The sequence below is a fragment of the Paraperibacillus marinus genome, from assembly GCF_046237605.1.
Lineage (GTDB): Bacteria > Bacillota > Bacilli > Bacillales > DSM-1321 > Paraperibacillus > Paraperibacillus marinus.
This window is the reverse complement of record NZ_CP143542.1, coordinates 3,499,125-3,523,784: the sequence shown is the minus strand read 5'-3', so window position 1 is coordinate 3,523,784 and position 24,660 is coordinate 3,499,125. Positions and strand designations below refer to the sequence as shown.

At 45.0% G+C, this 24,660-nt stretch carries 21 protein-coding genes, 1 tRNA gene and 1 rRNA gene; 10 read left to right on the top strand and 13 right to left on the bottom strand.

Annotated features, from left to right (window positions below):
* Nucleotides 1-55: 55 nt before the first annotated feature.
* From V1498_RS17775 to V1498_RS17765, 3 genes are all read right to left on the bottom strand, one after another.
* Nucleotides 56-1,543, bottom strand: a complete 1,488-nt coding sequence (locus tag V1498_RS17775; RefSeq protein ID WP_409295069.1) for an aldehyde dehydrogenase family protein — start codon at nt 1,541-1,543, stop codon at nt 56-58.
* Between the two features lie 175 nt (nt 1,544-1,718).
* Nucleotides 1,719-3,002: a glycosyl hydrolase family 18 protein gene (locus V1498_RS17770; protein ID WP_409295067.1), complete on the bottom strand. Its 1,284-nt coding sequence runs from the start codon at nt 3,000-3,002 to the stop codon at nt 1,719-1,721.
* A 67-nt stretch (nt 3,003-3,069) separates the two neighbouring features.
* Nucleotides 3,070-3,807 (bottom strand): YqjF family protein, encoded by a 738-nt coding sequence (locus tag V1498_RS17765; RefSeq protein ID WP_409299342.1) that lies wholly within the window; start codon nt 3,805-3,807, stop codon nt 3,070-3,072.
* A gap of 481 nt (nt 3,808-4,288) precedes the next feature.
* Here V1498_RS17765 and V1498_RS17760 point away from each other — a divergent pair, with 481 nt between their 5' ends.
* A complete protein-coding gene (locus V1498_RS17760; RefSeq protein ID WP_409295065.1) occupies nt 4,289-7,792 on the top strand; it encodes a bifunctional 2',3'-cyclic-nucleotide 2'-phosphodiesterase/3'-nucleotidase in 3,504 nt (1,167 codons plus the stop codon).
* A 223-nt stretch (nt 7,793-8,015) separates the two neighbouring features.
* Nucleotides 8,016-8,411, top strand: coding sequence for a hypothetical protein (locus V1498_RS17755; protein WP_409295063.1), 396 nt, complete (start codon nt 8,016-8,018; stop codon nt 8,409-8,411).
* Between the two features lie 135 nt (nt 8,412-8,546).
* Here V1498_RS17755 and V1498_RS17750 read toward each other — a convergent pair whose 3' ends face one another.
* Nucleotides 8,547-8,945: a DUF6944 family repetitive protein gene (locus tag V1498_RS17750; RefSeq protein ID WP_409295061.1), complete on the bottom strand. Its 399-nt coding sequence runs from the start codon at nt 8,943-8,945 to the stop codon at nt 8,547-8,549.
* 289 nt (nt 8,946-9,234) lie between these two features.
* On the opposite strand from V1498_RS17750, the gene V1498_RS17745 reads away from it, so the two are divergent.
* Complete coding sequence (locus V1498_RS17745) at nt 9,235-10,542, top strand: ATP-binding protein (RefSeq protein WP_409295059.1); 1,308 nt, start codon at nt 9,235-9,237, stop codon at nt 10,540-10,542.
* Nucleotides 10,543-10,603: 61 nt separating this feature from the next.
* Here V1498_RS17745 and V1498_RS17740 read toward each other — a convergent pair whose 3' ends face one another.
* From V1498_RS17740 to V1498_RS17725, 4 genes are all read right to left on the bottom strand, one after another.
* A complete protein-coding gene (locus tag V1498_RS17740) occupies nt 10,604-11,350 on the bottom strand; it encodes an amino acid ABC transporter ATP-binding protein (RefSeq protein ID WP_409295057.1) in 747 nt (248 codons plus the stop codon).
* Between the two features lie 15 nt (nt 11,351-11,365).
* On the bottom strand, nt 11,366-12,049 hold the full coding sequence (locus V1498_RS17735; protein ID WP_409290008.1) for an amino acid ABC transporter permease: 684 nt from the start codon (nt 12,047-12,049) through the stop codon (nt 11,366-11,368).
* Nucleotides 12,050-12,064: 15 nt separating this feature from the next.
* Nucleotides 12,065-12,871, bottom strand: a complete 807-nt coding sequence (locus V1498_RS17730; RefSeq protein WP_409295055.1) for an amino acid ABC transporter substrate-binding protein — start codon at nt 12,869-12,871, stop codon at nt 12,065-12,067.
* Between the two features lie 506 nt (nt 12,872-13,377).
* On the bottom strand, nt 13,378-14,322 hold the full coding sequence (locus V1498_RS17725; RefSeq protein WP_409295053.1) for a caspase domain-containing protein: 945 nt from the start codon (nt 14,320-14,322) through the stop codon (nt 13,378-13,380).
* Between the two features lie 247 nt (nt 14,323-14,569).
* Between V1498_RS17725 and V1498_RS17720 the strand changes: the two genes are divergently transcribed.
* The 3 genes from V1498_RS17720 (at nt 14,570) to V1498_RS17710 (ending at nt 16,346) form a co-directional block, all read left to right on the top strand.
* Nucleotides 14,570-15,208, top strand: coding sequence for a DUF6338 family protein (locus tag V1498_RS17720; RefSeq protein WP_409295052.1), 639 nt, complete (start codon nt 14,570-14,572; stop codon nt 15,206-15,208).
* A gap of 283 nt (nt 15,209-15,491) precedes the next feature.
* Complete coding sequence (locus tag V1498_RS17715) at nt 15,492-15,821, top strand: hypothetical protein (protein ID WP_409295051.1); 330 nt, start codon at nt 15,492-15,494, stop codon at nt 15,819-15,821.
* 57 nt (nt 15,822-15,878) lie between these two features.
* Nucleotides 15,879-16,346, top strand: a complete 468-nt coding sequence (locus tag V1498_RS17710; protein WP_409295050.1) for a spore coat protein — start codon at nt 15,879-15,881, stop codon at nt 16,344-16,346.
* A gap of 193 nt (nt 16,347-16,539) precedes the next feature.
* On the opposite strand, the gene V1498_RS17705 is transcribed toward V1498_RS17710, so the two are convergent.
* Complete coding sequence (locus V1498_RS17705; RefSeq protein ID WP_409295048.1) at nt 16,540-16,986, bottom strand: GNAT family N-acetyltransferase; 447 nt, start codon at nt 16,984-16,986, stop codon at nt 16,540-16,542.
* Nucleotides 16,987-17,120: 134 nt separating this feature from the next.
* Here V1498_RS17705 and V1498_RS17700 point away from each other — a divergent pair, with 134 nt between their 5' ends.
* Nucleotides 17,121-17,684 (top strand): GNAT family N-acetyltransferase, encoded by a 564-nt coding sequence (locus tag V1498_RS17700; protein WP_409295046.1) that lies wholly within the window; start codon nt 17,121-17,123, stop codon nt 17,682-17,684.
* Nucleotides 17,685-17,868: 184 nt separating this feature from the next.
* Here the strand turns inward: V1498_RS17700 and V1498_RS17695 are convergent, their stop codons facing one another.
* Both V1498_RS17695 and V1498_RS17690 read right to left on the bottom strand, forming a co-directional pair.
* Nucleotides 17,869-19,131 carry a helix-turn-helix domain-containing protein gene (locus tag V1498_RS17695; protein ID WP_409295044.1) on the bottom strand — a complete coding sequence of 421 codons (1,263 nt, stop codon included), beginning with the start codon at nt 19,129-19,131 and terminating at the stop codon, nt 17,869-17,871.
* A gap of 767 nt (nt 19,132-19,898) precedes the next feature.
* Nucleotides 19,899-19,971 (bottom strand) — tRNA-Ala (locus tag V1498_RS17690).
* Nucleotides 19,972-20,231: 260 nt separating this feature from the next.
* On the opposite strand from V1498_RS17690, the gene V1498_RS17685 reads away from it, so the two are divergent.
* Nucleotides 20,232-20,576: a hypothetical protein gene (locus tag V1498_RS17685; RefSeq protein ID WP_409295043.1), complete on the top strand. Its 345-nt coding sequence runs from the start codon at nt 20,232-20,234 to the stop codon at nt 20,574-20,576.
* 41 nt (nt 20,577-20,617) lie between these two features.
* Here the strand turns inward: V1498_RS17685 and V1498_RS17680 are convergent, their stop codons facing one another.
* Nucleotides 20,618-21,325 carry an MgtC/SapB family protein gene (locus tag V1498_RS17680; protein WP_409295041.1) on the bottom strand — a complete coding sequence of 236 codons (708 nt, stop codon included), beginning with the start codon at nt 21,323-21,325 and terminating at the stop codon, nt 20,618-20,620.
* A 145-nt stretch (nt 21,326-21,470) separates the two neighbouring features.
* On the opposite strand from V1498_RS17680, the gene V1498_RS17675 reads away from it, so the two are divergent.
* The gene (locus V1498_RS17675; protein ID WP_409295039.1) at nt 21,471-22,391 is read left to right on the top strand and encodes a DMT family transporter; all 921 of its coding nucleotides are present in this window, start codon (nt 21,471-21,473) and stop codon (nt 22,389-22,391) included.
* Nucleotides 22,392-22,433: 42 nt separating this feature from the next.
* Here the strand turns inward: V1498_RS17675 and V1498_RS17670 are convergent, their stop codons facing one another.
* Nucleotides 22,434-22,616 carry a hypothetical protein gene (locus V1498_RS17670; RefSeq protein ID WP_409295038.1) on the bottom strand — a complete coding sequence of 61 codons (183 nt, stop codon included), beginning with the start codon at nt 22,614-22,616 and terminating at the stop codon, nt 22,434-22,436.
* 407 nt (nt 22,617-23,023) lie between these two features.
* Between V1498_RS17670 and V1498_RS17665 the strand changes: the two genes are divergently transcribed.
* Nucleotides 23,024-24,574: ribosomal RNA gene (locus V1498_RS17665) — 16S ribosomal RNA — on the top strand.
* The last annotated feature ends 86 nt before the right edge of the window (nt 24,575-24,660 follow it).

The window sequence follows — 24,660 nt, the reverse complement described above, 5'->3', positions numbered from 1 at the left end:
CTACGTTTTGTACCAATGCTTGTCTAGGCAGTAACTCTTACTGAGTTGCATCCTGTTATTGCTTGAGGTTGACCCAGACACTCTTAACTTCCGTATAATTGTCGAGCGCATATGATCCCATCTCACGCCCCATTCCGGACTGCTTGTAGCCTCCGAATGGAGAAGCGGCATCAAAGGCGTTATAACAGTTCACCCAGACGGTTCCTGCTCTGAGCTTGCCAGCCACATAATGCGCCTTGGCGATATCCTGGGTCCATAATCCTGCGGCCAGTCCATATTCACTGTCATTGGCACGTGTTATCACTTCATCCAGGTCTTCGTATGGCATGGCCGCGATAACAGGTCCGAAAATCTCTTCCCTGGCTATCGTCATATCATCATTGACATTGGCAAAAATCGTTGGGGAGACGAAGTAGCCATCCTCATAAGGCCTGCTTCCTCCGACAAGGACTTCTGCACCCTCATTCCTCCCTTTTTCGATATATCCAAGCACCCTGTTATGCTGCTCTTCCGATACGAGCGGTCCAATCTGTGTGCTTGGATCAAGCCCGGCGCCCTGCTTGATCTTCTTCGCATGAAGGGTCATGTCGGCGACCACATTATCATAATGCTTTTTCTGAATGAACACCCTCGATCCGGCACAGCAGACCTGCCCCTGGTTGAACATTACTCCGTTCAGTGCTCCCGGCACGGCCCTTGACAGGTCTGCATCAGGAAGGATGATGTTAGGCGATTTGCCTCCAAGCTCAAGCGTGACCCGTTTCAGGGTGCCTGCAGCTGACTTCATGATGATTTTTCCTACTTCAGTGGATCCAGTGAAGGCAATCTTATCGACCAGCGGATGGTTTACAAGCGCCTGGCCGGCCGTTTCACCGAAGCCCGGTACGATATTGACCACACCTTCCGGGAAGCCTGCCTCTTCGAACAGCTCCGCCAGGTAAAGGGCGGAAAGCGGGGTCTGCTCGGCAGGTTTCAGGACAACTGTACAGCCTGTAGCCAGGGCGGCACCGAGTTTCCACATGGCCATAAGCAGCGGGAAGTTCCACGGAATGATCTGTCCCACTACACCCACTGCCTCATGTTTTGTATAGTTGAAATAAGGACCGCTTACCGGGATGGTCTGGCCGACAATCTTGGTCGCCCAGCCCGCATAGTAGCGCATATGCTCAATGGCCAGGGGAACATCGGCATTTTTTGTTTCCTGGATAGGCTTTCCGTTATCCAGTGTTTCAAGCTGGGCAAGTTCTTCTTTATTTTCTTCCATCAAGTCCGCCAGTTTATACATCAGGCGGCTGCGGGCTGCAGCACTCATCCTGGACCATGGGCCGTTATCAAATGCCTGGCGTGCCGCCTTGACGGCCCGGTCGATATCTTCTTCAGAGCCTTCGTAAATTGTGGCAAGCACTTCACCTGTGGCCGGGTTAGGTGTAGTAAAAGTCTTTTGGTCTGCACTTTCAACAAATTCACCATTCACATAAAACTTTTTGGTGCCCTGCAAAAATGAACTCAGCTTTTCACTAATTTCCAATGTAACATTTGACATTTTGAAATTCCTCCTTAGAAATGGCTGGTTTTATGTAGAGTTCTGTAAGCGGTTTCAAAGTTAGTATAATATTAAAAACTAATAATTTCAAAAAATATGAAAAATAAGTTTTCGACAGCAGAACATGCTAAGAAACTACAAAAGCTGTGCCTGACAGGCACAGCCGGTACTTTCCTCATCTTTTTCTCACATTGAAATTATCCTGAATCAGCAGCCAGTTCTGGGGAAAGGAGAGACCCAGTTTCCAATAGCTGACTCCTCTTAAATTGAGCTCCTTCACCAAATCAAATTTTGCCTGGATGGAACGGGCATCCTCAAACCACACTTCATGCTTCTTTCCATCATTGTCTGTATAGGTATAAAAAGGCGCCTGATCCCTTGTATCGTATTGTATTTCCACTTTCTGCCTGGAGGCCGTCAGGATTGCAGCCTGGGGGCTTACCGCCTTGGCCGTGGAACCCGGCACAAAGGGGAGGGTCCAGTCATATCCATAAAGATTCTGTCCCATCATGATCTTCTGGGCGGGTATTTCAGTAAGTGCATATTCGATGACTCTCCTGACCGCCCGGATTGGGGAAACCGGTTGAGCAGGCCCGCCTGAATATCCCCATTCGTAGGTCATAATTACGACAAAATCGACAATTTCACCGTGCGCCCTATAATCATGGGCTTCATACCATTTGCCCTGCTGTGCCGCGCTTGTTTTTGGTGCAAGAGCTGTGGAGAGCAGCCACCCTTCTTCGGCAAACCGTGCTTTTGCTTTCCGGAGGAAACGGTTGTAAGCCTCTCTATCTTCAGGCCGCAGAAATTCAAAGTCAAAGTGAATATCGCGGAATCCACTGCGCTTTGCTTCTGCAACAATATTGTCCAGGAAGCGGTCCTGAATGGCCATATCGTTCAGAAGGATGCGGCCCAGTTCATCATTGAACTGGCCTTCCTCCTGATTGGTAATGACCATCATCAGCACGTTTCCGTTTTCCCTGGCAATGGCAGGGAAGTTATCCAGGGGCGGAGCCATCAGGCTGCCATCCCGTTTAGCCTGATAGCTGAAAGGTGCCAGATAGGTTAGGTAGGGAGCGTTCCTCCTGGTATCATTGACGAGCGGTTCAGCAACAGGAGTGCCCCGGGGCTCTACATATGCATTAAACTCTGCCGTCCGCTTCGGCCCTGGGGGTATGTACAGCCTGAAACCGGGGGAAAGGGGCTGGGAGACAGATATGCCATTGACGGAAGCCAGCTCAGCGGGTGTTGTATTGAACCTTCTTGAAATGGACCACAGACTGTCACCCGGCTGGACAAAATAATAGCGGCCGGTTATCGGAATGACAAGGGCCTGGCCGACGACTAAATCATTAGGGTTTGGGACTTCATTGGCGGTTCGGATCTCTTCAGCCGTAATTCCGTAGATGCCGGCAATGGATGATAGACTTTCATTTCTTTTGACAACGTGGATCTGCATGTTGTCCCTCCTTATATAGATGCTATAACATACTTATGCTGTGTGGAGGGAATGCATGTGCAATGGTTTATCCCATTCTTTTAAAAGGATAAAAAAAGACACGTCTAAGCGGTGAATACCGGACTAGCGGCTCTTCCTTAAAAAAGGATGGAGGAAACATGGAGGCGACAGTATTTTGGGAAACCGCGGCATGTGCCGGTGATATTTTCCATTTATCATGATGTATATCCCCGCGGTAAATTCTTCCTTTACGGACCGAGAACAGGCAGTATCTTTCCGAAAGCCAATGATCAACGCTTCCCTCATCGGGCTCGGATATGTCCCCAAACGGCTTGAATTCTGCCACAAATGCTTCATTTCGTTTATTTGGGAGCAGTCTTTCCGCAGAATAGCGCATAAGACCTCCATTTTCCTTAAAGTCCATGCGGGACAGCATATAAGGGAGCGAAAAAAGCACTCGTGCCCCTGCAATGGAAGGAAGATGATTGGCATCCAGGCTCCAAAGGTAAATACCGGGCACTCCTTTATGCCGGACATAAGTCCTTACATTCAATTCAAGATACGAATGAAGAAATGGAAGGGGAGGGACACCGTGCATCCGCATTCTCTTAACCTGAAAGGGAGTAATGGAGACCCAGGCCTCTCCTTCATATAAATCGAGTTCAAGTCCGGCGGGAATCTGACTCCGGACGATATCCCGGGGAATGGGCCAATGCAGGAAGAATAGACTCTTCCACTCCTGTTTCATGAACCAGGGAGAGCCTGGCAGGGGGTATGGCCTATGTGAGGTTTCCCGGAATTCCATATACAACGCTGTCAGCTCCTTTGTTTTTTATATCTTTACCTCAAAGCCTCCCAAAACTAACAAGGCGTCTGTGGGCTGACAGAATGAAGTTTCTCCCACGCTTATAATGGAAAATATTACTTGTCTATTAAATAGTAAATAATACCTAGTTGAAAATTGTGGATAATAATTGGAAAATTCCTTTGGGAAAATGGAGAATTATCATATAAATCAATGATTTTGGAATATTTGGTCGGCGAAATTCACGTTTGACCGTCAGCTTTTTCTGGTTTTTAAAAAGGGACTTAGGAAGGAGGAAGAAACTACTTATTCATAATATAATATGGAAGGGCAGGCTAACCAGATAGGCAGATTGCCAGAATCCATTAGAGGGAAGAGACAGTCTATTAAATTTACAATATCTGTTTACTGTGTTTACCCTGTATTAATAAACAGGGTGTAAGATTACATTGTTCTTTATCATACTGAAAGGTTGAGATGAATGAAAAATAAGACGTTCAAGAAAGTAGTTGCTGCAACCGTTGCAGCTGGTATTTTTTCAACACAAGTTTCAGTTCCGGCTTTCGCCCATGGGAAGCAGAAGGAGAAGAAGGACCAGACATTCAATCTGAGAATAATGGAAACCACGGATATCCACACAAATTTACTAGGCTATGATTACTACAAAGATTCCCCATCGAGCACAGTAGGCTTCTCCCGTACCGCCGCACTTATAAAAGAAGCAAAAAAAGAAGTGAAGAACAGTGTGCTGGTTGATAATGGAGACTTAATCCAGGGAACCCCTCTCGGTACTTATAAAGCAAAAATAGCGCCGCTGAAGAAAGGGGAAGTTCACCCGGTCTATAAGGCTATGAACCAGCTTGGCTATGATGCTGCAACCCTTGGAAACCATGAATTCAATTATGGCCTGGACTATCTGAATGAAGCCATTAACGATGCAAACTTTCCTTATGTGAACGCTAATGTTTACAAGGACGATCATGATAAAAACCCCAACAATGATAAAAACCAATTCAATCCTTACAAAATCGTCAATAAAAAAATAGTAGACAACAACGGCAAAACGAAGGTCATTAAGATCGGCTATATTGGTTTCGTACCACCGCAAATCACCGATTGGGACAAGGCGAACCTGGAAGGGAAAGTCATCGCTAAAGGCATCATTGATTCAGCCAAGAAATATATCCCTCATATGAAAAGGGAAGGTGCTGACATCATCATCGCGATGGCCCATACCGGCTTCAATGGTGATACGAATAACACGGAAGATGTAGTGTATGCACTCAGTAAGGTAAAAGATATCGATGCCATCACTTTCTCGCACACCCACAAGGTATTCCCAGCGGCAAATGATGCAGCACTGGATGTCCTGTTCAAGGGCGCTGACGGCAAACCGCTTCCTGGCGTTGACAATGCAAAAGGAACTATCAATGGCGTAGCGGCAGTCCAGGCAGGATACGGCGGCAATAACCTCGGCTTAATCGACATGGTCATTGAAAAGGTGAGAGGCAAGTGGGAAGTGAAATCATCCTTGTCCTCAAACAGAAGCATCGCTGGAATTAAAGAAGATACAGGGATTGTCAAAGCTGTTGATCCAGACCATAAGGCGACAGTGAAATATGTCAATACACCGATAGGAAAAACTACTGCCCCGATCCACAGCTATTTCTCCCTGGTACAGGATGATCCTTCTGTACAGGTCGTGACAAATGCGCAAAAATGGTATGTTGAAAAGTATATCAACAGCAATAAGCCTGAATATAAGAACCTCCCGATCCTATCAGTCGGTGCACCTTTCAAGGCAGGCCGCAATGGCGTTGAAGAGTACACAGAAATCAAGGCCGGGGATCTGACAATCCGGAGTGCCGGAGATCTTTATCTGTATGACAACACCTTGAAGGCAATCAAGGTAAAAGGTTCAGTAGTCAAAGAATGGCTGGAGATGTCAGCAGGTAAATATAACACAATCGACCCGGCCAAAACTGAAACACAATCGCTGCTGAATCCATCCTTCCAGGTATACAACTTCGACATTATTGATGGAGTTACATACCAGGTGGATGTGACAAAGCCTGCACGCTATGACTTAAAGGGCGTCAAGGTTTCAGATTCCAGCCGGATCACCAATCTGATGTACAATGGCAAGCCTGTAGATCCTGCACAGGATTTCATCGTTGTCACGAATAACTACCGTGCAGGCGGAGGCGGCAACTTCCCTGGTGTGAAGGGAAGCGAATATGTGGTTGATTCCGCGGATGAAAACCGCCAGATCCTTATGGATTATATTTCAGAGGTGAAGGAAATCAATCCGTCAGCTGATGGCAACTGGTCGATCGCGCCGGTTGAGGGCGATGTGAACGTAACATTCACTACCTCTCCAAAGGCTGAAGAGTACATTGCTGCAGGCAGCAAAATCAGTTATACAGGAACAAAGGATGCAGCAGGATTCGGCATCTTCAATATCAATCTATCAAAGCCAAAGCAGGAAAACATCAAACTTCAGCTTCTTGGAATAAATGATTTGCACGGACAGCTTGATACTACTTCCGATTTTGGCGGTGTAAAGCAGGGCAGAGCGGATTATCTGGCTGCCTACTTGAAACAAAGAGAAGCTCAAAATCCGAATACCCTGCTGATTTCAGCGGGAGATGCAGTGGGTGCAAGCGCACCGGTTTCTTCAAAGCTTCAGGATGAGCCGACGCTTGAGTTCCTTAACATGATGGGCTTTGATATCGGGACAGTCGGAAACCATGAATTTGATAAAGGCGTAGCGACCATGCTCGCTCAAATTAATGGCGGCAAGTCCCCGACAAATCCTGATATTACATTCAAGGGATTGAACTTCCCTTATGTAGCTGCAAATGTAGTCTATAAAGATACGAAAAAGCCGGTACTGGATCCATATACCATCAAGAATGTAGGCGGCGTTGATGTAGGATTCATCGGTGTAGTTACGAACGCAACTCCTTCTAAGGTCAGCCCTGCAGGCATCGAGGGAGTCGAATTCATCCCTCAGGCAGAAGCTGTCAACAAAGCGGTCGAAGAGCTTAAAGCTAAAGGAATCAAGGCGATTGTCATCGTTTCCCATGACCCGGGCTCAGATAAAAACGGGGTGGTCACTGGGGAAGCAGTCGATCTTGCCAATGCAGTGGACGATGAAGTGGATGTCATCTTCGCGGGTGACAACCATGCTAAATTGAATAATGTAGTGGACAATAAGCTCCTTGTCCAATCCTATTCGTATGGTACCGCCTTCTCTGACGTTGATCTCGAAATCGACCCAAAGACGAAGGACATCGTAACGAAGAAAGCAGAAATCGTGACTGTCGCCCAGGAGGGAATCACTCCAGATCCGGGTGTTAAAGCACTGATCGATAAATACCTGGCTCAGTTCCCTGAACTGACTCAGCCGCTTGGCACGACTGATGCTAAAATCACACGTGACAACGCATATACCCAGGAAGCAGCGCTCGGAAACCTGATTGCCGATTCCATGAAAGCAAGCATCGTAGGCACTGACTTTGCATTCATGAATCCAGGCGGCATCCGTGCTGACCTTCCACAAGGTACCATCACTTACGCTGACCTGGCTAAAATCCAGCCATTTGGCAATGTGCTTGTCCAGCTTAAATTGACTGGTGCAGAAATCAAAACGCTTCTTCAGCAGCAGTGGGTTATCGATGGCAGCCCTAAAACACTGCAGATTTCCGGCCTGAAGTACACAGCAGACTTTAAGAAGCCGGTGGCAGAAAGAGTAGTGGAGCTGACAAAAAGCGATGGCACTCCAATCAGCGACACTGCCGTTTATAACGTAGTCGTGAATGACTTCATGGCAGGCGGAGGAGATAACTACACCGTTCTAAAAGGAAAAGAACGGGTATACGGACCAGTTGACCTGGAAGCCTTCGTCTCCTATATCCAAGACACCTTCAAAGGCGGAAAAATCAACGCCTCCATAGAAGGGCGCATCACGAACATCCAATAAAAAAAGACAACGGGACTTCCTCCCGTTGTCTTTTTTTGCGGGAAATGGGGACAGTCTCCCATTTCCCGATTATTTCCCGGCGGCCCATCATTGGAAAATATTAAATTGCTATGTTTTTTCCAGCAAGGCTTCTTCCTGGAATAATAGTATGGTAATATAATATCTTTAGAGGTTTTTTCATTCAGTTAACGAAATTTATATAGTAAGAGGAGTTTAGTGCAGCATGAATGATTTACAAACTGAAACAAAGCAGGTTAAGAACTTCCTGATTAAATCCAAGAAAAAAAGACTGCAAAAAAAGCAGATGAAAAAAACAGCCATCCATGGAGCCGGTCATACACCCGAAACAGCACCGCTTCGGAAGGAAGTTTCACAGATTGTACCTGTCAATGAAGACAGCGGATCGCTTGACGGTCTTCCGGTAACCTTCCTGCTCAAGCTAGGAAAACAATTTCTGCCGGAAGCAGAGGCCGTCCGTTATTATTATAAATCTTCCGAAACCCAGTATTACAAAAACCGCATCCTCCTTGAAGAGACCCTGCTTGAAGGGGCAAGGCAGCTGGAGGACACAAAAAGTAACAGCTTCTGGGAGGAAGTCAGCAGCCAGAAAAAAGCATAATGCAGTCAGGCCAGCCTATACGGCTGGCTTTTGTATTCCGCTGCCGGTTCCCGGTAAATCCTCCAAATGACCCTTTCACGGAAGCTTCTAAAAACAAATAATCCCCTGCGATAAAGCAGGACAAAGGCGGTGCTTTTAAGTAACGATTAATGGAGCGGCGCCCTGTTCTTCCTCCTTAAGCACCTTAATTCCCCCGACAGCCTCAATGGCTGCTCCGAGTGAAACCAGCACATCTCCTGCAATTGCTATCTTCTGTTCTTCAAGCAGGCGTGCTGTATCTGTCAGCCCGATCTGATTCGTGACCGAAACGGCTTCGAGAATGTGGCCGATGGTTTGAAACCATACTCCTGTTATGATTTGTTTTTCTCCAGTGCTTTCAGGGCTGCTCTCTGTTTCAAGCAGCTCTGACAATGAGGTGACTTCTATGATATGGCCAATGACTTGTATCCAGACGCCAAGTGCCACTGCTTTTTCCAGGTCTAATATGCTGCGGCTTGCATTCTTTTCATTTTCTGCGGTATTCTTCGTATCCAATCCACTCACACTCCATCCATTGCCTATGCCTAGTTTATTCGCTGCAAAGCGTGCAGGTACCCGATAATCCGGAAAAACAATATTTCAATTCTTCCAGGAGCTAAAAAAGGGATTTTATATAAAAAGAGAGAATTAGTCATTATTGAAAAGGCTTTTCGAAAACATTTCAGCTATTGAACAAGGAGTCCCGAGTATAACGAAGGGCGCCCTCTCCAATCCACCTTGTTTAACAATGGAATCTCCTCTAAGCATTTAATTATAAAAGCCTTTAAAAATTGGCGGTGGAACTTTGGAAACGACAAAAAACCTGCTTCTCAATCTTTCGTTGCTTTTAGTCTTATCCTTTTTTTTTCAGATTTGGATGGAGAATAAAAAAGATGAAAAATTAGGGGTATTTTCTATCCATTATTTTATAATTTCACTCATTATCTGTGCTCTCCTTTCCTTTAAGGTTGGAGATGAATTCCGATTTGACCTGAGACAGGTGCCCTTTATTATAGCGGGACTGTATCTTGAGAGGGGCATGATCCTCTTATTGGCCATCGCTCTGACCTTGAGGGCAGTAGGTGGGATAAACGAAGGCTTCTGGCTGACCGCTCTCATCTATCCTGCCATCGCCCTGTTTACCTTTTCAGTCCGGAAGTGGTTCAACAAGCAGAATGTGGACACCAGGCTGTTGACCATTGTATGCATATCCGCTGTTTCTTCGCTCCTGATCATGGCAGGGATGGACATGATCGTAAATCCGATCAGCAATTTTGAGCAATATTTCGCCTACTTTATCATACCGGCAGTAGGAAGCCTGATTCTCAGCTACATGATTGAAATGAACGGCAAGAACAGTCTGCTGCGGCAAAAGGTTGAACAAAGCATCAAAACGGAAATGGTAAGCCATATGAGCGCAGCCATTTCTCATGAAATCAGAAATCCCCTTACAGCTGCCAGGGGTTTTCTGCAGCTGGTTATCCAGAATGAGAAGCTCGATCGCAAGGACGGGGAATATCTCGGGATTGCGCTTCAGGAAATGGATCGGGCAGAACAGGTGATACGAAATTATCTGACCTATGCCAAACCGACCATTGAGACAGTGGTGAGCGTGGATGTCGACAGTGAGCTGGGGCATGTCTTGAACGTGCTTGAGCCTCTTGCAAATCTTAACTCCGTAGAAGTGGAAACGGATATTCATTCACTCAGCTTTATAGAAGGGGACCGCAATAAATTTCAGCAGTGCATGCTCAATATTATTAAAAATGCCCTCGAGGCCATGTCTGCCGGCGGCGTGCTGAGGGTAGAGTCAAAAGTAAAGGCAGAATATATTTACATTGAAATCAGCGACAGCGGGACAGGTATGACAGAGGAGCAGCTGAAAAGACTGGGGGAACCGTACTATTCCACCAAAGAAGGAAAAGGAACCGGTCTTGGAATGATGGTCGTATACAGCTTGATTTCTGCCATGAAAGGAGAAATCCAGGTAGAAAGCCAGATTGGAAAGGGAACCACTTTCACCATCATTTTTCCCTGTGCTGTGGTGGATGTACCGGTGGAGGTGGACTGCAAGTCCTTGATGGATAAAGATGGGGACTATTTCAGCGGATAGACGGCACAAAAAAACTGGCCAAGCAGCAGCTGAGCCAGTTTTTTTGTGCCGGGCAGAACAATCAGCGCTCTGCCACCTTATTCAAAAATTGCAGGGTTCTGGGATTTTTCGTATTTCTGAGTACTTTATCAGGTGTCCCTGCGTCTACAACTGCACCATTATCCATGAAAATTACATGGTCCGCAGCCTCACTTGCAAACTTCATCTCATGAGTGACGACTGCCATGGTCATGCCTTCAGCTGCCAGGTTTTTCATGACCTTCAGGACCTCGCCGACAAGCTCTGGATCAAGAGCAGATGTAGGTTCATCGAAAAGAAGGACTTCAGGATCCATCGCCATCGCCCGGGCGATTCCCACCCTTTGCTGCTGTCCGCCTGAAAGCTGGTACGGATACATATCCGCCCGGTCATGGAGTCCTACTTTATCTAGAAGAGAAAGGGCTTTGGCCTTTGCTTCCTCCCTGGAGCGCTTCAGGACTATAAGCTGACCCTCCATGACATTTTCAAGTGCTGTCAAATGAGGGAAAAGATTATACCCTTGAAATACCATGCCTGTTTTCTTCCGGAACGAGACAATATCCTGCTGTTTGAGCCGGCTGTTTTCATTGATCTCCAATTTTCTGTCACCCAGCGTTATCGTACCGCGGTCCGGTATTTCCAAAAGATTAAGGCAGCGGAGAAGAGTTGTCTTCCCAGAGCCGGAAGGACCGATGATTACCGCTGTTTTTCCTTTTTCTATAGAAAGGCTGACACCCTTTAATACTTCGAGTTTATCAAAACGCTTATAAAGATTATCAATAGTTATCAACTTAGATCCCCCGCTTTACTTAGCAATGCCGCGTCCATACCGCACTTCAAGCTTATCCTGAAGATAAGAAAGGACGGTACTGAACATTAGGTATATGAAGGCCACTTCAATATACAGCCATAAAGGCTCATATGTTACAGCTGCAATCTGCTGCCCTTTTTGGAACAGTTCGGTCACGGTAATGGTAGCTGCAAGGGAAGTATCTTTAACCAGGCTGATAAAAGAGTTGCCAAGCGGCGGGAGGGAAACGCGTATTGCCTGTGGAAGAACGATTCTCCTCATGGCCTGGGCCCTTGTCATGCCGATGGAATAAGCGGCTTCCCATTGTCCTTTATTAATGGAAAGGATGGCTGCCCTGATTATTTCGGAGCTGTATGCCCCTTTATTAAGAGTAAAGACAATGACAGCTGCCGGGAATGGATTCAAAGTGATTCCAACACTTGGCAGCCCATAAAAGATGATGAATAATTGCACGAGCAGGGGTGTGCCCCTGAAAATCCATACATAGAATCTGGTAAGCAGCACCAGGGGCTTAAAGCCAGAAAGCCGGGCGACTGCGGTAAAGAAGGCCAGTACTAAACCAAGCGCAAAGGTAATGAGTGTCAACGGGATAGTAAACTGCAGGCCCGCCTTTAAAATAGGAAAAAAGGAATCACTAAGGATTCCTATAATTCGTTCTGTGCGTTCATCTCCAAACATATTCGATCGCTTCCTTTACTTCGATACGTCTGTGCCGAACCATTTTTTAGATATTTTTAGGTACGTACCGTCTTTTTTCATATCTGCAAGTGCTCCGTTGACTGCATCGATAAGTTCTTTATTGTCTTTGCGGAATAGGAAGGCATTGGATGTAGCATCTTTTTCTTCATAAACCGATTTGATCGGCAGCTCAGGGCGCTGTTTTTTCAAATCAAGATAAGAAAGACTGTCATTGATCGTTGCATCAACACGGCGTGAGGCGAGCAGGTCGATTGCCTGGTTGAAGCCCTCGATAACTGTGTTATTCGCACCATGATCTTGCGCAATCTTACGGTAGTTGCTGTCTAAGGATTGAGCTACTTTCTTTCCCTTAAGGTCATCAAGGGATTTGATCTCTTTATTGTCCTCGTGAACAATCAGTACGGCCTTGGAAACGATATATGGATCAGACATATCATATTTTTTCAGCCGGTCTTCACGTACTGCCACTTCATTGGCCACCATGTCATATCTTTTGGAATCAAGGCCGGCAATCATTCCATCCCACTTTGTCTCGATGAACTTAGGCTTGATATCGAGGCGCTTGAAAACTTCCTGGGCTACTTCTACATCAAAGCCTGTCAGTTTACCTGATTTATCATGGAATGTGAAAGGAGCGTATGTTCCCTCGGTTCCAATGGTAATTTCGCCTTTTTCCTTGATTTGGTCATAGGAACTCTTTTTTCCTGATGATCCGTCTTTGCCTTCATCTTTACTTCCGCCGCAGGCAGCAAGAGCAAGAACCAGCATTATGGTAAAAATGCTTAATGTTAACTTTTTCAAAACCTAACCCCCACTAATTTTATAGGATTTATAAACAGCGTTACTAGATTAATTCAGTACGTTATAAAAGTCAACGAATTTAATCGTAATATTCCCTATGTAAAAGGATGTATGCAGTTAAACACAAAAACTGAAAAAATGAACCAAATGGTTTATGAGGCAAAAGAGGGAAGACTAAAAGCTCTTTTCTGGGAGTCTGTTGTCGTATTAGGCATTTGTGCGGTGATTACATAATTAAATAAGCATGCGGGCATCTTACGCAGCCATTCACCTTCTTGTTCAAAAGCTGCAGGGTCTGCATAAAAACCAACATGAGGTTTCTGCTCACAACCCATGCATGGAAAAGAACACAGAGAAGAGCAGGAACGAACACAATAAGGGGGTGGAGCGGACAAGACACTCCATGAATGCCAGGAAAATGCATGATGTGTGCATCCATCTGCAGGAAGCCTTTTAATCCATGCAGCTCCGCCCCTTTTCCACAGAAAAAGCCCGGACAACCCGGGCTATATCAATTCTTCTTTAGCAAGCTTCCAGTAGTACCGGCCCAGTGCAGTTAAGCTGACAGCTTTGCTGTCTCTTGCCGCAAAAAAGAGATGTCCGGCGTCCATTGGCGTAAGGAGCCTGGCATTTCGATACCCCTGAAAGAGGCCGAAGATATTCTCATGCTCCTTGTGGTTGTGGCCAAAATGCTTTTCGTAAGTGGGATCAAGCACGTATTCGTCTGTTGGTTTCTTAAAATAGGAAGGCAGCAGCCTGAGGGATTCAACCGGAATATCCGGGATGCATTTTCTTATTGAACTGAGCCGTGAGACATGTGATTTAAACAGCGGCCGTTGATCCCAGGGACCAAGCGCCTGATCCACATAGGCATAGAGTCCCGCGGCGGTAATATTGCCAAGTACATCCGCAGCCCCTCCCTCCAGAGCATTGTATATGAGGGAGGTGAATATTCCGCCCCCGTCCTCTTCATATGACGCCTGTGTTGATCTGCTTGAGGTCAAAATGGATATTCCTTCCCGGAGTATGGCGGTTTCCTGTGCGGGCTGGTCCTTTCCGAAATATCCGCTGTGGCAGCAATCCAATAAGATGATGATTTCCCTCGCCCTGGATGCATTAATCTGTTCCAGAAATTCGTCCATTGGCAAACCTTCATCAAAGATTGCGGCATCCTGTGTTACAAGATACCCTCCCTTTGTGCCAGCCGAACCATGGCCGGAAAAATAAAAGAGTGCCAAATCGGACTCGTGCTCGAGCAGCTCCTTGATTTCTTCCTGCAGTTTGTATTTCGTAATCACTTCGTCATTTGATAAAAGGGTGCGGCAGTGGAAATTGGGGGAACCGTCTGCATTTCGCTTTAGGATCGAAGCGAGCTTCTCTGCATCCTGGATACAGCCATTTAGGGGAGATTCTATATAGTGATTGATCCCAACCAGCAATGCTTTTCTCATTGAAATCCACCTGCTTTCATATGACCCGCTATTTTTAATGATAAAGGATCCAGCTTAAATGAAAAGCTTCCTTGGAACTAGATTTTTTGTATGGCCGGCGGAGAAAATATGGCAAAAGTAGGAAGGGATTTACATGGCAGGTTTCTAATTAAGTATATATAATTCTTATTCGGCAGCACGCGGTGTTTTTCCTTGCTGGATACATCTTTTTTGTAAATGGGGCAGGGGACATTTAAGGAGGGTAAATATGGAGTTTTCCGAGTTTGCAGTAAGGCTGCTTCTCATTTTTTTTCCTGGCATGCTTGCCGTTTTGGCATATGAGGCCTTTACAAGGCGCCAGAAAAGAGAGTTTAACGTATTCATTACTTATTCCTTCCTTTTTGGTTTTCTTGCCTATTTTTCACTATATCTCCTGATCGAGCTGCTCCGGCTGCTCGGTATCGATATTCATCAAATTACGTTTTTGGAATATGTGTTTAATTCTGAAGCCCCGATTGCAATCAGGGAGGTTATATACGGAAGCCTGATCGCGCTCATCTTCTCGGTCATCTGGTCTTATGGCTACCGATATAAATGGATGCAGAGGATAGCGGTCGCTGCGAGGATGTCAAAGCAGTTCCATGAAAAGGATGTATGGTCAGAGGTTTTTAATATGGAAGAAACTCCATGGGTGGTCATCCGTGACTATGACACGGACAGGATGTTCCAGGGCTGGGTGGCTTATTATTCTGATTCATATCAGGAAAACGAGCTGTTTCTTCGGGATGTGATTGTTTATGAAAATACAAGCGGCAGGCAGCTTTATGAGGTTCCAGGTCTGTATCTGACCAGGGACAGTGCGAGTCTGCATATTGAATTCCAGAGCGGAGGGGTACAAAACCTATGAAAACACCGGACTTTAAACCAGCAAAAATAAAAAAAGGGGGCGTGAATCCCCCTCCCAAAAAACCGCGGCCGCCGGCACCGCTACCTGCCAATGGAAGCCAGAATAAAGAGAATTAAAGAAATGGGCACACTCCCCATTTCTTTTTTTTTGCTGGGATGGCCGGTTCCGGGCAGGGCTGCAGGGAAGTTTGGGCTTTACGCTTGTTTAAATTACACGTTTGCACTAAGTCAAAAGCTGCCTCTTGTTCATAGTGTATAGGGAGTAAACAAAAGGAGGGGTATAAATGTCGAAGAAAAAGTCCAAATATGATGAAGCTCAAAGCAGGTTAATGGAGCTGCTTGTTTCAAATACACTGAAAAAATATGGAGCACAGCCTAACAGTATCAGATTATCTGATGATGAGAAGAAGGAACTCAGAAAAACAGTCAAAAAGCTTAAGAAGCAGGCAGATAAGTTTCTCAGCAATTTACACAAAAGTGTCACAGAAAACGATGCAGGTCCACAGCTCAGCGGGGAGAGCCCATCGGCTGGGGACAATGCAGAGAATGCTGCGGCAGGGCATACAACCGACAATGATGTAGGCGCCATTAAGACATTTAAACCACAGTTATAAGAGGGATACCACACTCTTTCTTAAATAAATATCCATGAGGATACAGGAGGAAAAAGAATGAACCAAGAATATTACAGAACAACAACGGAAGAAAGCAACGGCAGAAGCTGGTCAGCTCTTGACCCGGCAACAGATCATCCAATGTGCCGCAACGAAGATGTAGTACAAGAAGCCGTACAAACGCAGTCCGAATTCCAGCTTTCTGAAGAGCTGATCTTCATCAAGGATTCCTGCGATATTACAGTTACCACTGTTGACACAAAAGCAGCTATCAATCTTCAGGCAGCCCTGCAGGCAGCAATTGTCATCTTGATCCAGATTTCGATTGCCGACGCTGCCCAGGCAGAAAGAGTCGCCCAAGAACTGCTTCAGTCCTCAAAGGTTAAGCAAATTACACGCCAGAAAACAATCATTGAAAATTCAAGGAATATCACCGTTGAAACAGTAGATACTCAAGTTGCAGTCAACATCCAAATCCTTGTTCAGCTTCTGGTTGCCCTTCTTGTCAGAATCGACATCCTGTAAATGCTGTCAGAGCAGAGATCGCAGCCATTCCAATAACCTTGAAATGAGTTAGATAATGATGACTTTAAAATATACCAATCCTAAACAGGAGCCCCCCTTATGAAATAAAAAAAACCCCTATACGGGGTTTTTCCTATTTTGGACTATCTTTTAATTGAGCTTAAATCAAGTGGAGGCATTCCAACACCATTCGCTAAATGGTTATCTTCATAAACTTACTGACATCCCTAAAACCCATTTTTTCATACAATCCGATAGCTGTACCATTATGGGCATAAACATTAAGCCGTACATCCTTAAAGCCGTTTTTCCGGAATTCGCTGAAGGCTTCCTGGATCAGCAGTTTTGAATAACCCTTCCCCCTGTAAACCTTCTTTACATATAAATCATTGATCCAGCCGACTTCATCACCGGTCAAATAATCATAAGCTTTGTCAATCATCACCCAGCCGAGCAGCAAGTCCCCTTGCATTAAGCAAACAAAATAGGCATCATACTTCTTGGAATGCTCGTAGGCTTCTATCATTTTTTCCCGGCTGTCGGAACTATCAAAGCCTGTTGCCTCTCTCCTGTTTTCGCCCGCGATATCATAAATCTCACTCTGTTCTTTTTCTGTGGCCCGCTTAAAAGATAACTCCATTCCCTCACCCCGTATTCTTTTTCCATAGTATACAGCATTGGTCAGCCACCGGGAAAGTTAGGCCCCTTATATACTTCTGAGGTTATTTTTCTATATAATGGAAAATGAATAAATGGATTAGGAGGTGAGATTCTTTGGGATATAGTTGGGGAGAGTTAGTGTTAAGGCCAATTGCTGAAAAGGATTTGCCTGTCTTGTGGAAATTAAAATACTCAGAGGAAAGGCCGCAGTGGAAAAAGTGGGATGCACCCTATTTTGAACATAAGCATATCCCTTTTTCAGAATACATAAAAACCAAAGAGGAGATTATCAATCAAGACAGCTGCTGGGCAATTGAAGTGAGTGGTGAATTAATAGGAACCATAAGTTATTATTGGGAGCATCAGCCATCACGCTGGATGGAGATGGGAATAGGGATTTATAATCCCGGGTACTGGAATGGCGGGTGGGGAACCAAGGCTCTTTTTCTTTGGATTACCCATTTATTCCATTCCTTTGATATCGCCCGGATCGGTTATACGACCTGGTCAGGCAATGTCAGGATGATCAGGCTTGGAGAAAAGTTAGGGATGCAGCTGGAAGGCAGGATGCGGAAGGTCCGGTATCATGATGGAGAGTATTATGACTCAATAAGAATGGGATTGCTGCGTGAAGAATGGGAAGAAATCCGGGAAAAGGTCCAGGAAAGGATAAAATAGTAAGAGGACTTAGGATGGCTTTAGCTTAGAATGGGAGGAAATTCTTCATTATTGAGGGGGACAGCTGAAGCTAATGAGAAGGATGAGGGGGAGGTTTTATAGGAGACATTGGGTTTAATGGCTCCTATTAAAACAAAGGACATCATACATATTAAAATGATTTGTTTCATTTATTTACCGCCTATCATAATTTTATTCCTTCGTTTAGAATCCTGTTAGCATACTCAAAATAATAAGAGGATAATTTATATTTTCTTGTTTCTTTAAAATAGTTCCCCAGCATTTCTGAATATGTGATCACAAGAATTTGAAGGTTGTTTTTCTCGAAATATGGAATAGCAATTTTACTTACATAGTTCGTGAATTTATCATAATCTTCATGAACGAAATAATGAAATATCTGATATTCATGCAATAGGGATGCAGAGCTCTGAGGAAGACTGTGGATCAGCTGCTGGGCTTTGTTCAGCCATTCCTTCATCAGACTGTGCTTTTTATATTTATAGCACATAGTGACCACTGCTAATATTGTGATGATTTTTCCAGGTGCATTGTCTTCGCTTTCTTTAATGTGCAAACTATTATTATAATGAATCAGGGCTTTGTCAAAATGTCCTTGGAGGGAGAGGAAATAGCCTCTGTTGTGCTCGATGATGCCGTATAGTGAATGGAATTTCTCCTCCTGTGCCAATTTGCCGGCCCAGTCGTAATGGACTTCGGCCTGGCTGAATTCTCTCATCCTCTGAAAGGATATGGCCAGGAGCAGATGGCATTCGGTACTTTTTTCAAGCCTATATATCTTCTGGAATATTTCGAGAGCAAGACTCGCGTAGTATGTGGCGAGATAAGGCTTGTGCAATTTTCCGGCAGTCAGGCCCAAAGAATAATAGATATCCGCCTTTTCATAAAGAGAAACAAATGAGTCAATCAGCGACTCTGCCTCCTTAAGCAGTGTATAAGCATCTTCAAATTGGCCCTTCGAATATAAAAGGGATCCTTTAAATTTATAAAAGTACAGAAGCTGTTCTTTGTTAAGGTCTTTTTGAAAAGGAGATAAAGAGGACATCAGTTCTTCAGCCAGCCGCAGTTTACCCGTTACCAGATGATATCTGATGCTGAACAGATTAAATAAATGAGTTATCTCCGGAATGGTTATAAGCTTAACCTTGTCTTTTAAATCAGCATAACCAGCCTCAACCTTCTCTTTTCTTTTATCTATCTGGTCCTGATACCAATCGCGTATTTCTTTTATGACGGCAGTTTCATCAATTGAGTCTTCCTCGATGGCCAATCTCTCGTATAGAGATTTAAGAATATCGGGGCTGGGTGTAATTTGTTCGTTTTCAATTTTTGACAGATACGATACAGAGAGTAAACCAGCTGCCAGTTCTTCCTGAGTTAAAAATTGCTGCAGACGCAAAAATTTAATTCTCTTTCCTGCTCCCATGGTTTTCACCTCCTTTTACATATTTGCATGACTATCGTGACTATTATACTATAATTTGTCTCTGGAAATATATAAATTTTTTAATATTTAGAAAATTTTTATGATATTGGCTGTATTTTATATAAACCTCTGTGGAAACTTAAAATTATCCTTAATACATTTAGGCAAAAATGGGAGATTACATGAATTGCAGAGAAGGTCGGGGAGAGGGATGCAGTAAGATTATGAAGAAAGGCGGTGTAAAAGAAAGGGCCTTTTTTAAAAGTTGGTTGTTTTTAATAAGCTCTGTTAGAAGATTTAATTATTTTGCAAGCAGAAATCCGCATTTTTACAAAAGTGGCTTTCCGCTGCAGGCACTCGCGGACCTTAGGGGCGGGCGGTGAGCCTCCTCGGCTTTGCCTGCGGGGTCTCACCTGTCCCGCTGCTCCCGCATTATAAAGCGGAAAGCGGTGCCTGCCAAATAACACTTATTTATAATACAATGTTCAGATAACTTGTTTAAAGCTGCGAATATTATGGCAGGCAGAGACCCGTCAAGCATAAGATGAGCCGGCTATGGGAAGTGCTCTTTCTTCCCATAGCCGGCTTGGCTTATGACTCGAGGGTCTCAGCTTGAAGCTGGATTAAGGGAGTCACGGCGCCTCCCGCTCCAATCCACTTGCTTAATAATTATATCTCCTTATAGAACTCATCCCAAAACAACAATCTCTTAGAAAAAAGCCAAACAAAAAGACCCCCTTGCCATAGCAAGGAGGTCTTTAATTAGATGGAGACTAGCGGGATCGAACCGCTGACCTTTTGGCTGCCAGCCAAACGCTCTCCCAGCTGAGCTAAGCCCCCGTATTCCATGTGGATCATTACCACGAAATTTATTATAACTCCTCCTTGTCTTCACTGCAACCCTTTTTTTGAAAAAATATTTTAGAATCATTTTAATTCCCTGTACAAAGGTGCCTGACAGTAATTATGCAGAGAATGTAATTCAATGTAACATGGCAGCAAAGGCACTGTAACTTATTATTGTTATACTTAACAGGATATTTTTATATGAAAGAATATGCCTCTCAACAAGGAAGCCCGAAAAAGGAGGATCTTTATTAATGGAATCACATGTACATAAATCACTGGAAGAGTGGAAAGAGGAAATAGGGATATTATTAGAAGAGATAGATCAGGAGTATGAGCAGGTTAAAAAAGAGCTGCAGGTTTATATGTATAAATTCAGTATTACGAAACAAGTTGTACAGTCTACTGCCAACCCGGATCTTAACAGAAAAATCAGGGAGCTTTATCATGAACCCTTCCAGGAGAAGTATAACGAACTGAAAGAATACATAAAAGATCTGGAAGAAAAGAAGAGAGTCTTCCAAATGTTTATTGATAAAATTGATAAAGTGAGAGAAAAGGAAGATCCGCGTCCTTATGCCTTTGCACAATCTGAATGACTATTAAAAGGGAATGCAGCTGCTGCATTCCCTTTCGTGTGCTACAAACCTTCAATTTCGACAGACCGGATACCTTCTATATATGAAACAGCATAATAAACATTTGTCGTAGTTCTTTTTTGAGATACGGTAATCTTAAGCTGTACCAGGTGCTCTTCATTATCTAGATCTTTGATGCGCACATGCTTGATCCTGATCTCTTCACTTTTTATTTTGGCAATAATGCTCTCTATACTGTCTTTCTCTTTTACATTCAATTTCAGGAGAATTTCCTTTTCCCTCAATTGTTTAGGGCCAATCGAGTTCATTAAATAGGGGACAAACTCTACACTGAGCATGAGCATGATGACTCCTGCAGTAGCCTCCCAATAATAACCCGCGCCAACAGCAATCCCTATTCCGGCTGCGCCCCATATCATGGCCGCAGTAGTCAGTCCGGTAACTGTATCGTTTCCACGCCTCAAAATCACCCCTGCTCCAAGAAAGCCAATTCCAGAGACAATTTGTGCAGCGAGGCGCAGAGGGTCCATTGTAATATTAACCTGCCCATCGCCTGGGAAAGTATAAGCGGATTCTATGGATACAGCCGTCAGCAGGCAGCTGACAATGGAAATTACCAGGCATGTTTTGAGGCCAAGCGGCTTTCGCTTAATCTCCCTTTCAAGTCCGATAATCAACCCGAGGATAGCTGCAAATCCCAGCTTTATAAAAATGTTCTCATCCATTTCAAACTCGAATTCAAAATCCATGATTCACCGCCGTTCAAGGTAAATGGAGTTTAATATGATATAATACAAACGTATTTAAACGAATAATAAGTTTACCACCTATAAAAAACATTAAACATTTCCTACGTGAAATCTGTACGGCAGTTAAATGTATAAAGGAGTATTTATGAAAGAACCAAAAGTTAACCCATATCTAGTCATGGTCATTGGTGTCATCTCAGTTTCCACTTCTGCTATCTTTGTGAAATTTTCCACGGCACCAGCAGGGGTAATAGCCTTTTACCGGCTGCTTTTCTCAGCGCTCCTCACTCTTCCTCTTTTTTTAATAAATGGGAGAGAAGAATTGAAAATGATATCAAAGCGTGACTGTATGTTTATTATATGTTCCGGCACCTTCCTTGCCTTTCATTTCATACTTTGGTTTGAATCGCTGAATTACACATCTGTAGCCAGTTCGACAGTGCTTGTGACACTTCAGCCTCTCTTTGCATTCATAGGAACCTTTATCTTTTTTAAAGAACGATATTCCATTGTCGCTGTGCTCAGCGGGGTTATGGCCATCGCCGGCAGTGTCCTGATCAGCTGGGGAGACTTTCAAATCAGCGGGAAAGCACTTTGGGGGGATATTCTTGCGCTCATTGCCTGCCTGCTGGTAACGGTTTACATGCTTTTCGGCCAGACAGTTCGTAAGCGGATATCACTTATCACCTATACCTTCCTTGTATACCTGGTAAGTTCCGTCGTACTTTTATTTTATGTAATGGCTGTCAATGAACCACTGGCACCTTATGGGAGGGCAGATTGGCTCTACTTCCTCCTTCTGGCCATCATTCCGACTATACTCGGCCATACACTGTTTAATTGGTCAATAAAATGGCTCAGTGCCAGCACCATATCCATGGGTATTCTGTTTGAGCCGGTCGGCGCATCAGTGCTTGCATATTACTTGCTTAAGGAACAGGTTATCTGGACACAGATACTTGGAGGGGCAATTGTACTTGGAGGAATTGTTTTGTTTATCATGGATGAAAGAAAGACCAAGGCCAGGCTCAAACTTAAAAAACAACAGGCAGCCCAGCTGCTTTAATAAAAAACGGCAGTCAGGGCATTTCCGCCTGCTGCCGTTTTTTTATTCCTGGAATACACAGGCGAAAATAGAAAACACAAAAGCGGATGGGAGAGAGAGCATCAAGGTGAACCCATCGACCTTTCCTTCGGCTGTGCTGATTTTTATCGCCTCGGCATAAGCTGTGCTAAAAAGAAATAGTGCCATGGTGAATGATATAAAGAGACCTGCGGCTTTTAGATCCATTTAATTGCTCCTTCATTTATTGGGGTTATAACCATGCTATTCAAAGAAAGCACTCAATATTCATGATGATTCAACCTGTTAGAAATGTCAGGATGAAATCGCGCAGCTACAACTTATAATACTTTTTTAATAAACTTTTTCAAAAAACATTGCAAAGTTTTTTTTACCATGATATATTAGATTTCGCCGCCAAGAAAGCGGTGAGTAACTAAATCATGAGCGCGAGCAACAACAGATAAGTTATTCTGAAAAAGTTGTTGACAAATTACCACGAGATGCGGTATGATAATAAAGTCGCTTTTGACAAAATGTTCTTTGAAAACTGAACGAAACAAGACGCCAGTTACTTCTTATTTAATAGGAAGTAAACAAAACAAGTTTTAAACTTTATGAGCTATATCGAACACTTTTCGGAGAGTTTGATCCTGGCTCAGGACGAACGCTGGCGGCGTGCCTAATACATGCAAGTCGAGCGGACGGATGGGAGCTTGCTCCCTGAAGTCAGCGGCGGACGGGTGAGTAACACGTGGGCAACCTGCCCTTGAGATCGGGATAACTTCGGGAAACCGGAGCTAATACCGGATAGGTCTTTCCCTCACATGAGGGAAAGAGGAAAGACGGTTTCGGCTGTCACTCAAGGATGGGCCCGCGGCGCATTAGCTAGTTGGTGGGGTAACGGCTCACCAAGGCCACGATGCGTAGCCGACCTGAGAGGGTGATCGGCCACACTGGGACTGAGACACGGCCCAGACTCCTACGGGAGGCAGCAGTAGGGAATCTTCCGCAATGGACGAAAGTCTGACGGAGCAACGCCGCGTGAGTGAAGAAGGTTTTCGGATCGTAAAACTCTGTTGTCAGGGAAGAACAAGTGCCATAGTAACTGATGGCACCTTGACGGTACCTGGCCAGAAAGCCACGGCTAACTACGTGCCAGCAGCCGCGGTAATACGTAGGTGGCAAGCGTTGTCCGGATTTATTGGGCGTAAAGCGCGCGCAGGCGGTCTTTTAAGTCTGATGTGAAAGCCCACGGCTCAACCGTGGAGGGTCATTGGAAACTGGGAGACTTGAGTGCAGAAGAGGAGAGTGGAATTCCACGTGTAGCGGTGAAATGCGTAGAGATGTGGAGGAACACCAGTGGCGAAGGCGACTCTCTGGTCTGTAACTGACGCTGAGGCGCGAAAGCGTGGGGAGCGAACAGGATTAGATACCCTGGTAGTCCACGCCGTAAACGATGAGTGCTAAGTGTTAGAGGGTTTCCGCCCTTTAGTGCTGCAGCTAACGCATTAAGCACTCCGCCTGGGGAGTACGGCCGCAAGGCTGAAACTCAAAGGAATTGACGGGGGCCCGCACAAGCGGTGGAGCATGTGGTTTAATTCGAAGCAACGCGAAGAACCTTACCAGGTCTTGACATCCTCTGCCACTCCTAGAGATAGGACGTTCCCCTTCGGGGGACAGAGTGACAGGTGGTGCATGGTTGTCGTCAGCTCGTGTCGTGAGATGTTGGGTTAAGTCCCGCAACGAGCGCAACCCTTGATCTTAGTTGCCAGCATTAAGTTGGGCACTCTAAGGTGACTGCCGGTGACAAACCGGAGGAAGGTGGGGATGACGTCAAATCATCATGCCCCTTATGACCTGGGCTACACACGTGCTACAATGGATGGTACAAAGGGCAGCAAAGCCGCGAGGCCGAGCGAATCCCATAAAGCCATTCTCAGTTCGGATTGCAGGCTGCAACTCGCCTGCATGAAGCCGGAATCGCTAGTAATCGCGGATCAGCATGCCGCGGTGAATACGTTCCCGGGCCTTGTACACACCGCCCGTCACACCACGAGAGTTTGTAACACCCGAAGTCGGTGGGGTAACCTTTATGGAGCCAGCCGCCTAAGGTGGGACAGATGATTGGGGTGAAGTCGTAACAAGGTAGCCGTATCGGAAGGTGCGGCTGGATCACCTCCTTTCTAAGGAAAAAGCGATCTTGTTTCGTTCAGTTTTGAGGGAGCATTCCTTCAAAACCTGAAAATAAATCAGAAACGAGCTATTCGAG

Bases quoted from the DNA above. Each gene is read 5' to 3' on its own strand.
- V1498_RS17775 (WP_409295069.1), bottom strand. From the start codon at position 1,543: ATGTCAAATGTTACATTGGAAATTAGTGAAAAGCTGAGTTCATTTTTG.
- V1498_RS17670 (WP_409295038.1), bottom strand. From the start codon at position 22,616: ATGGATCTAAAAGCCGCAGGTCTCTTTATATCATTCACCATGGCACTA.
- V1498_RS17695 (WP_409295044.1), bottom strand. From the start codon at position 19,131: ATGGGAGCAGGAAAGAGAATTAAATTTTTGCGTCTGCAGCAATTTTTA.
- V1498_RS17755 (WP_409295063.1), top strand. From the start codon at position 8,016: ATGAATGATTTACAAACTGAAACAAAGCAGGTTAAGAACTTCCTGATT.
- V1498_RS17760 (WP_409295065.1), top strand. From the start codon at position 4,289: ATGAAAAATAAGACGTTCAAGAAAGTAGTTGCTGCAACCGTTGCAGCT.
- V1498_RS17710 (WP_409295050.1), top strand. From the start codon at position 15,879: ATGAACCAAGAATATTACAGAACAACAACGGAAGAAAGCAACGGCAGA.
- V1498_RS17725 (WP_409295053.1), bottom strand. From the start codon at position 14,322: ATGAGAAAAGCATTGCTGGTTGGGATCAATCACTATATAGAATCTCCC.
- V1498_RS17685 (WP_409295043.1), top strand. From the start codon at position 20,232: ATGGAATCACATGTACATAAATCACTGGAAGAGTGGAAAGAGGAAATA.
- V1498_RS17765 (WP_409299342.1), bottom strand. From the start codon at position 3,807: ATGGAATTCCGGGAAACCTCACATAGGCCATACCCCCTGCCAGGCTCT.
- V1498_RS17675 (WP_409295039.1), top strand. From the start codon at position 21,471: ATGAAAGAACCAAAAGTTAACCCATATCTAGTCATGGTCATTGGTGTC.
- V1498_RS17715 (WP_409295051.1), top strand. From the start codon at position 15,492: ATGTCGAAGAAAAAGTCCAAATATGATGAAGCTCAAAGCAGGTTAATG.
- V1498_RS17735 (WP_409290008.1), bottom strand. From the start codon at position 12,049: ATGTTTGGAGATGAACGCACAGAACGAATTATAGGAATCCTTAGTGAT.
- V1498_RS17720 (WP_409295052.1), top strand. From the start codon at position 14,570: ATGGAGTTTTCCGAGTTTGCAGTAAGGCTGCTTCTCATTTTTTTTCCT.
- V1498_RS17770 (WP_409295067.1), bottom strand. From the start codon at position 3,002: ATGCAGATCCACGTTGTCAAAAGAAATGAAAGTCTATCATCCATTGCC.
- V1498_RS17705 (WP_409295048.1), bottom strand. From the start codon at position 16,986: ATGGAGTTATCTTTTAAGCGGGCCACAGAAAAAGAACAGAGTGAGATT.
- V1498_RS17680 (WP_409295041.1), bottom strand. From the start codon at position 21,325: ATGGATTTTGAATTCGAGTTTGAAATGGATGAGAACATTTTTATAAAG.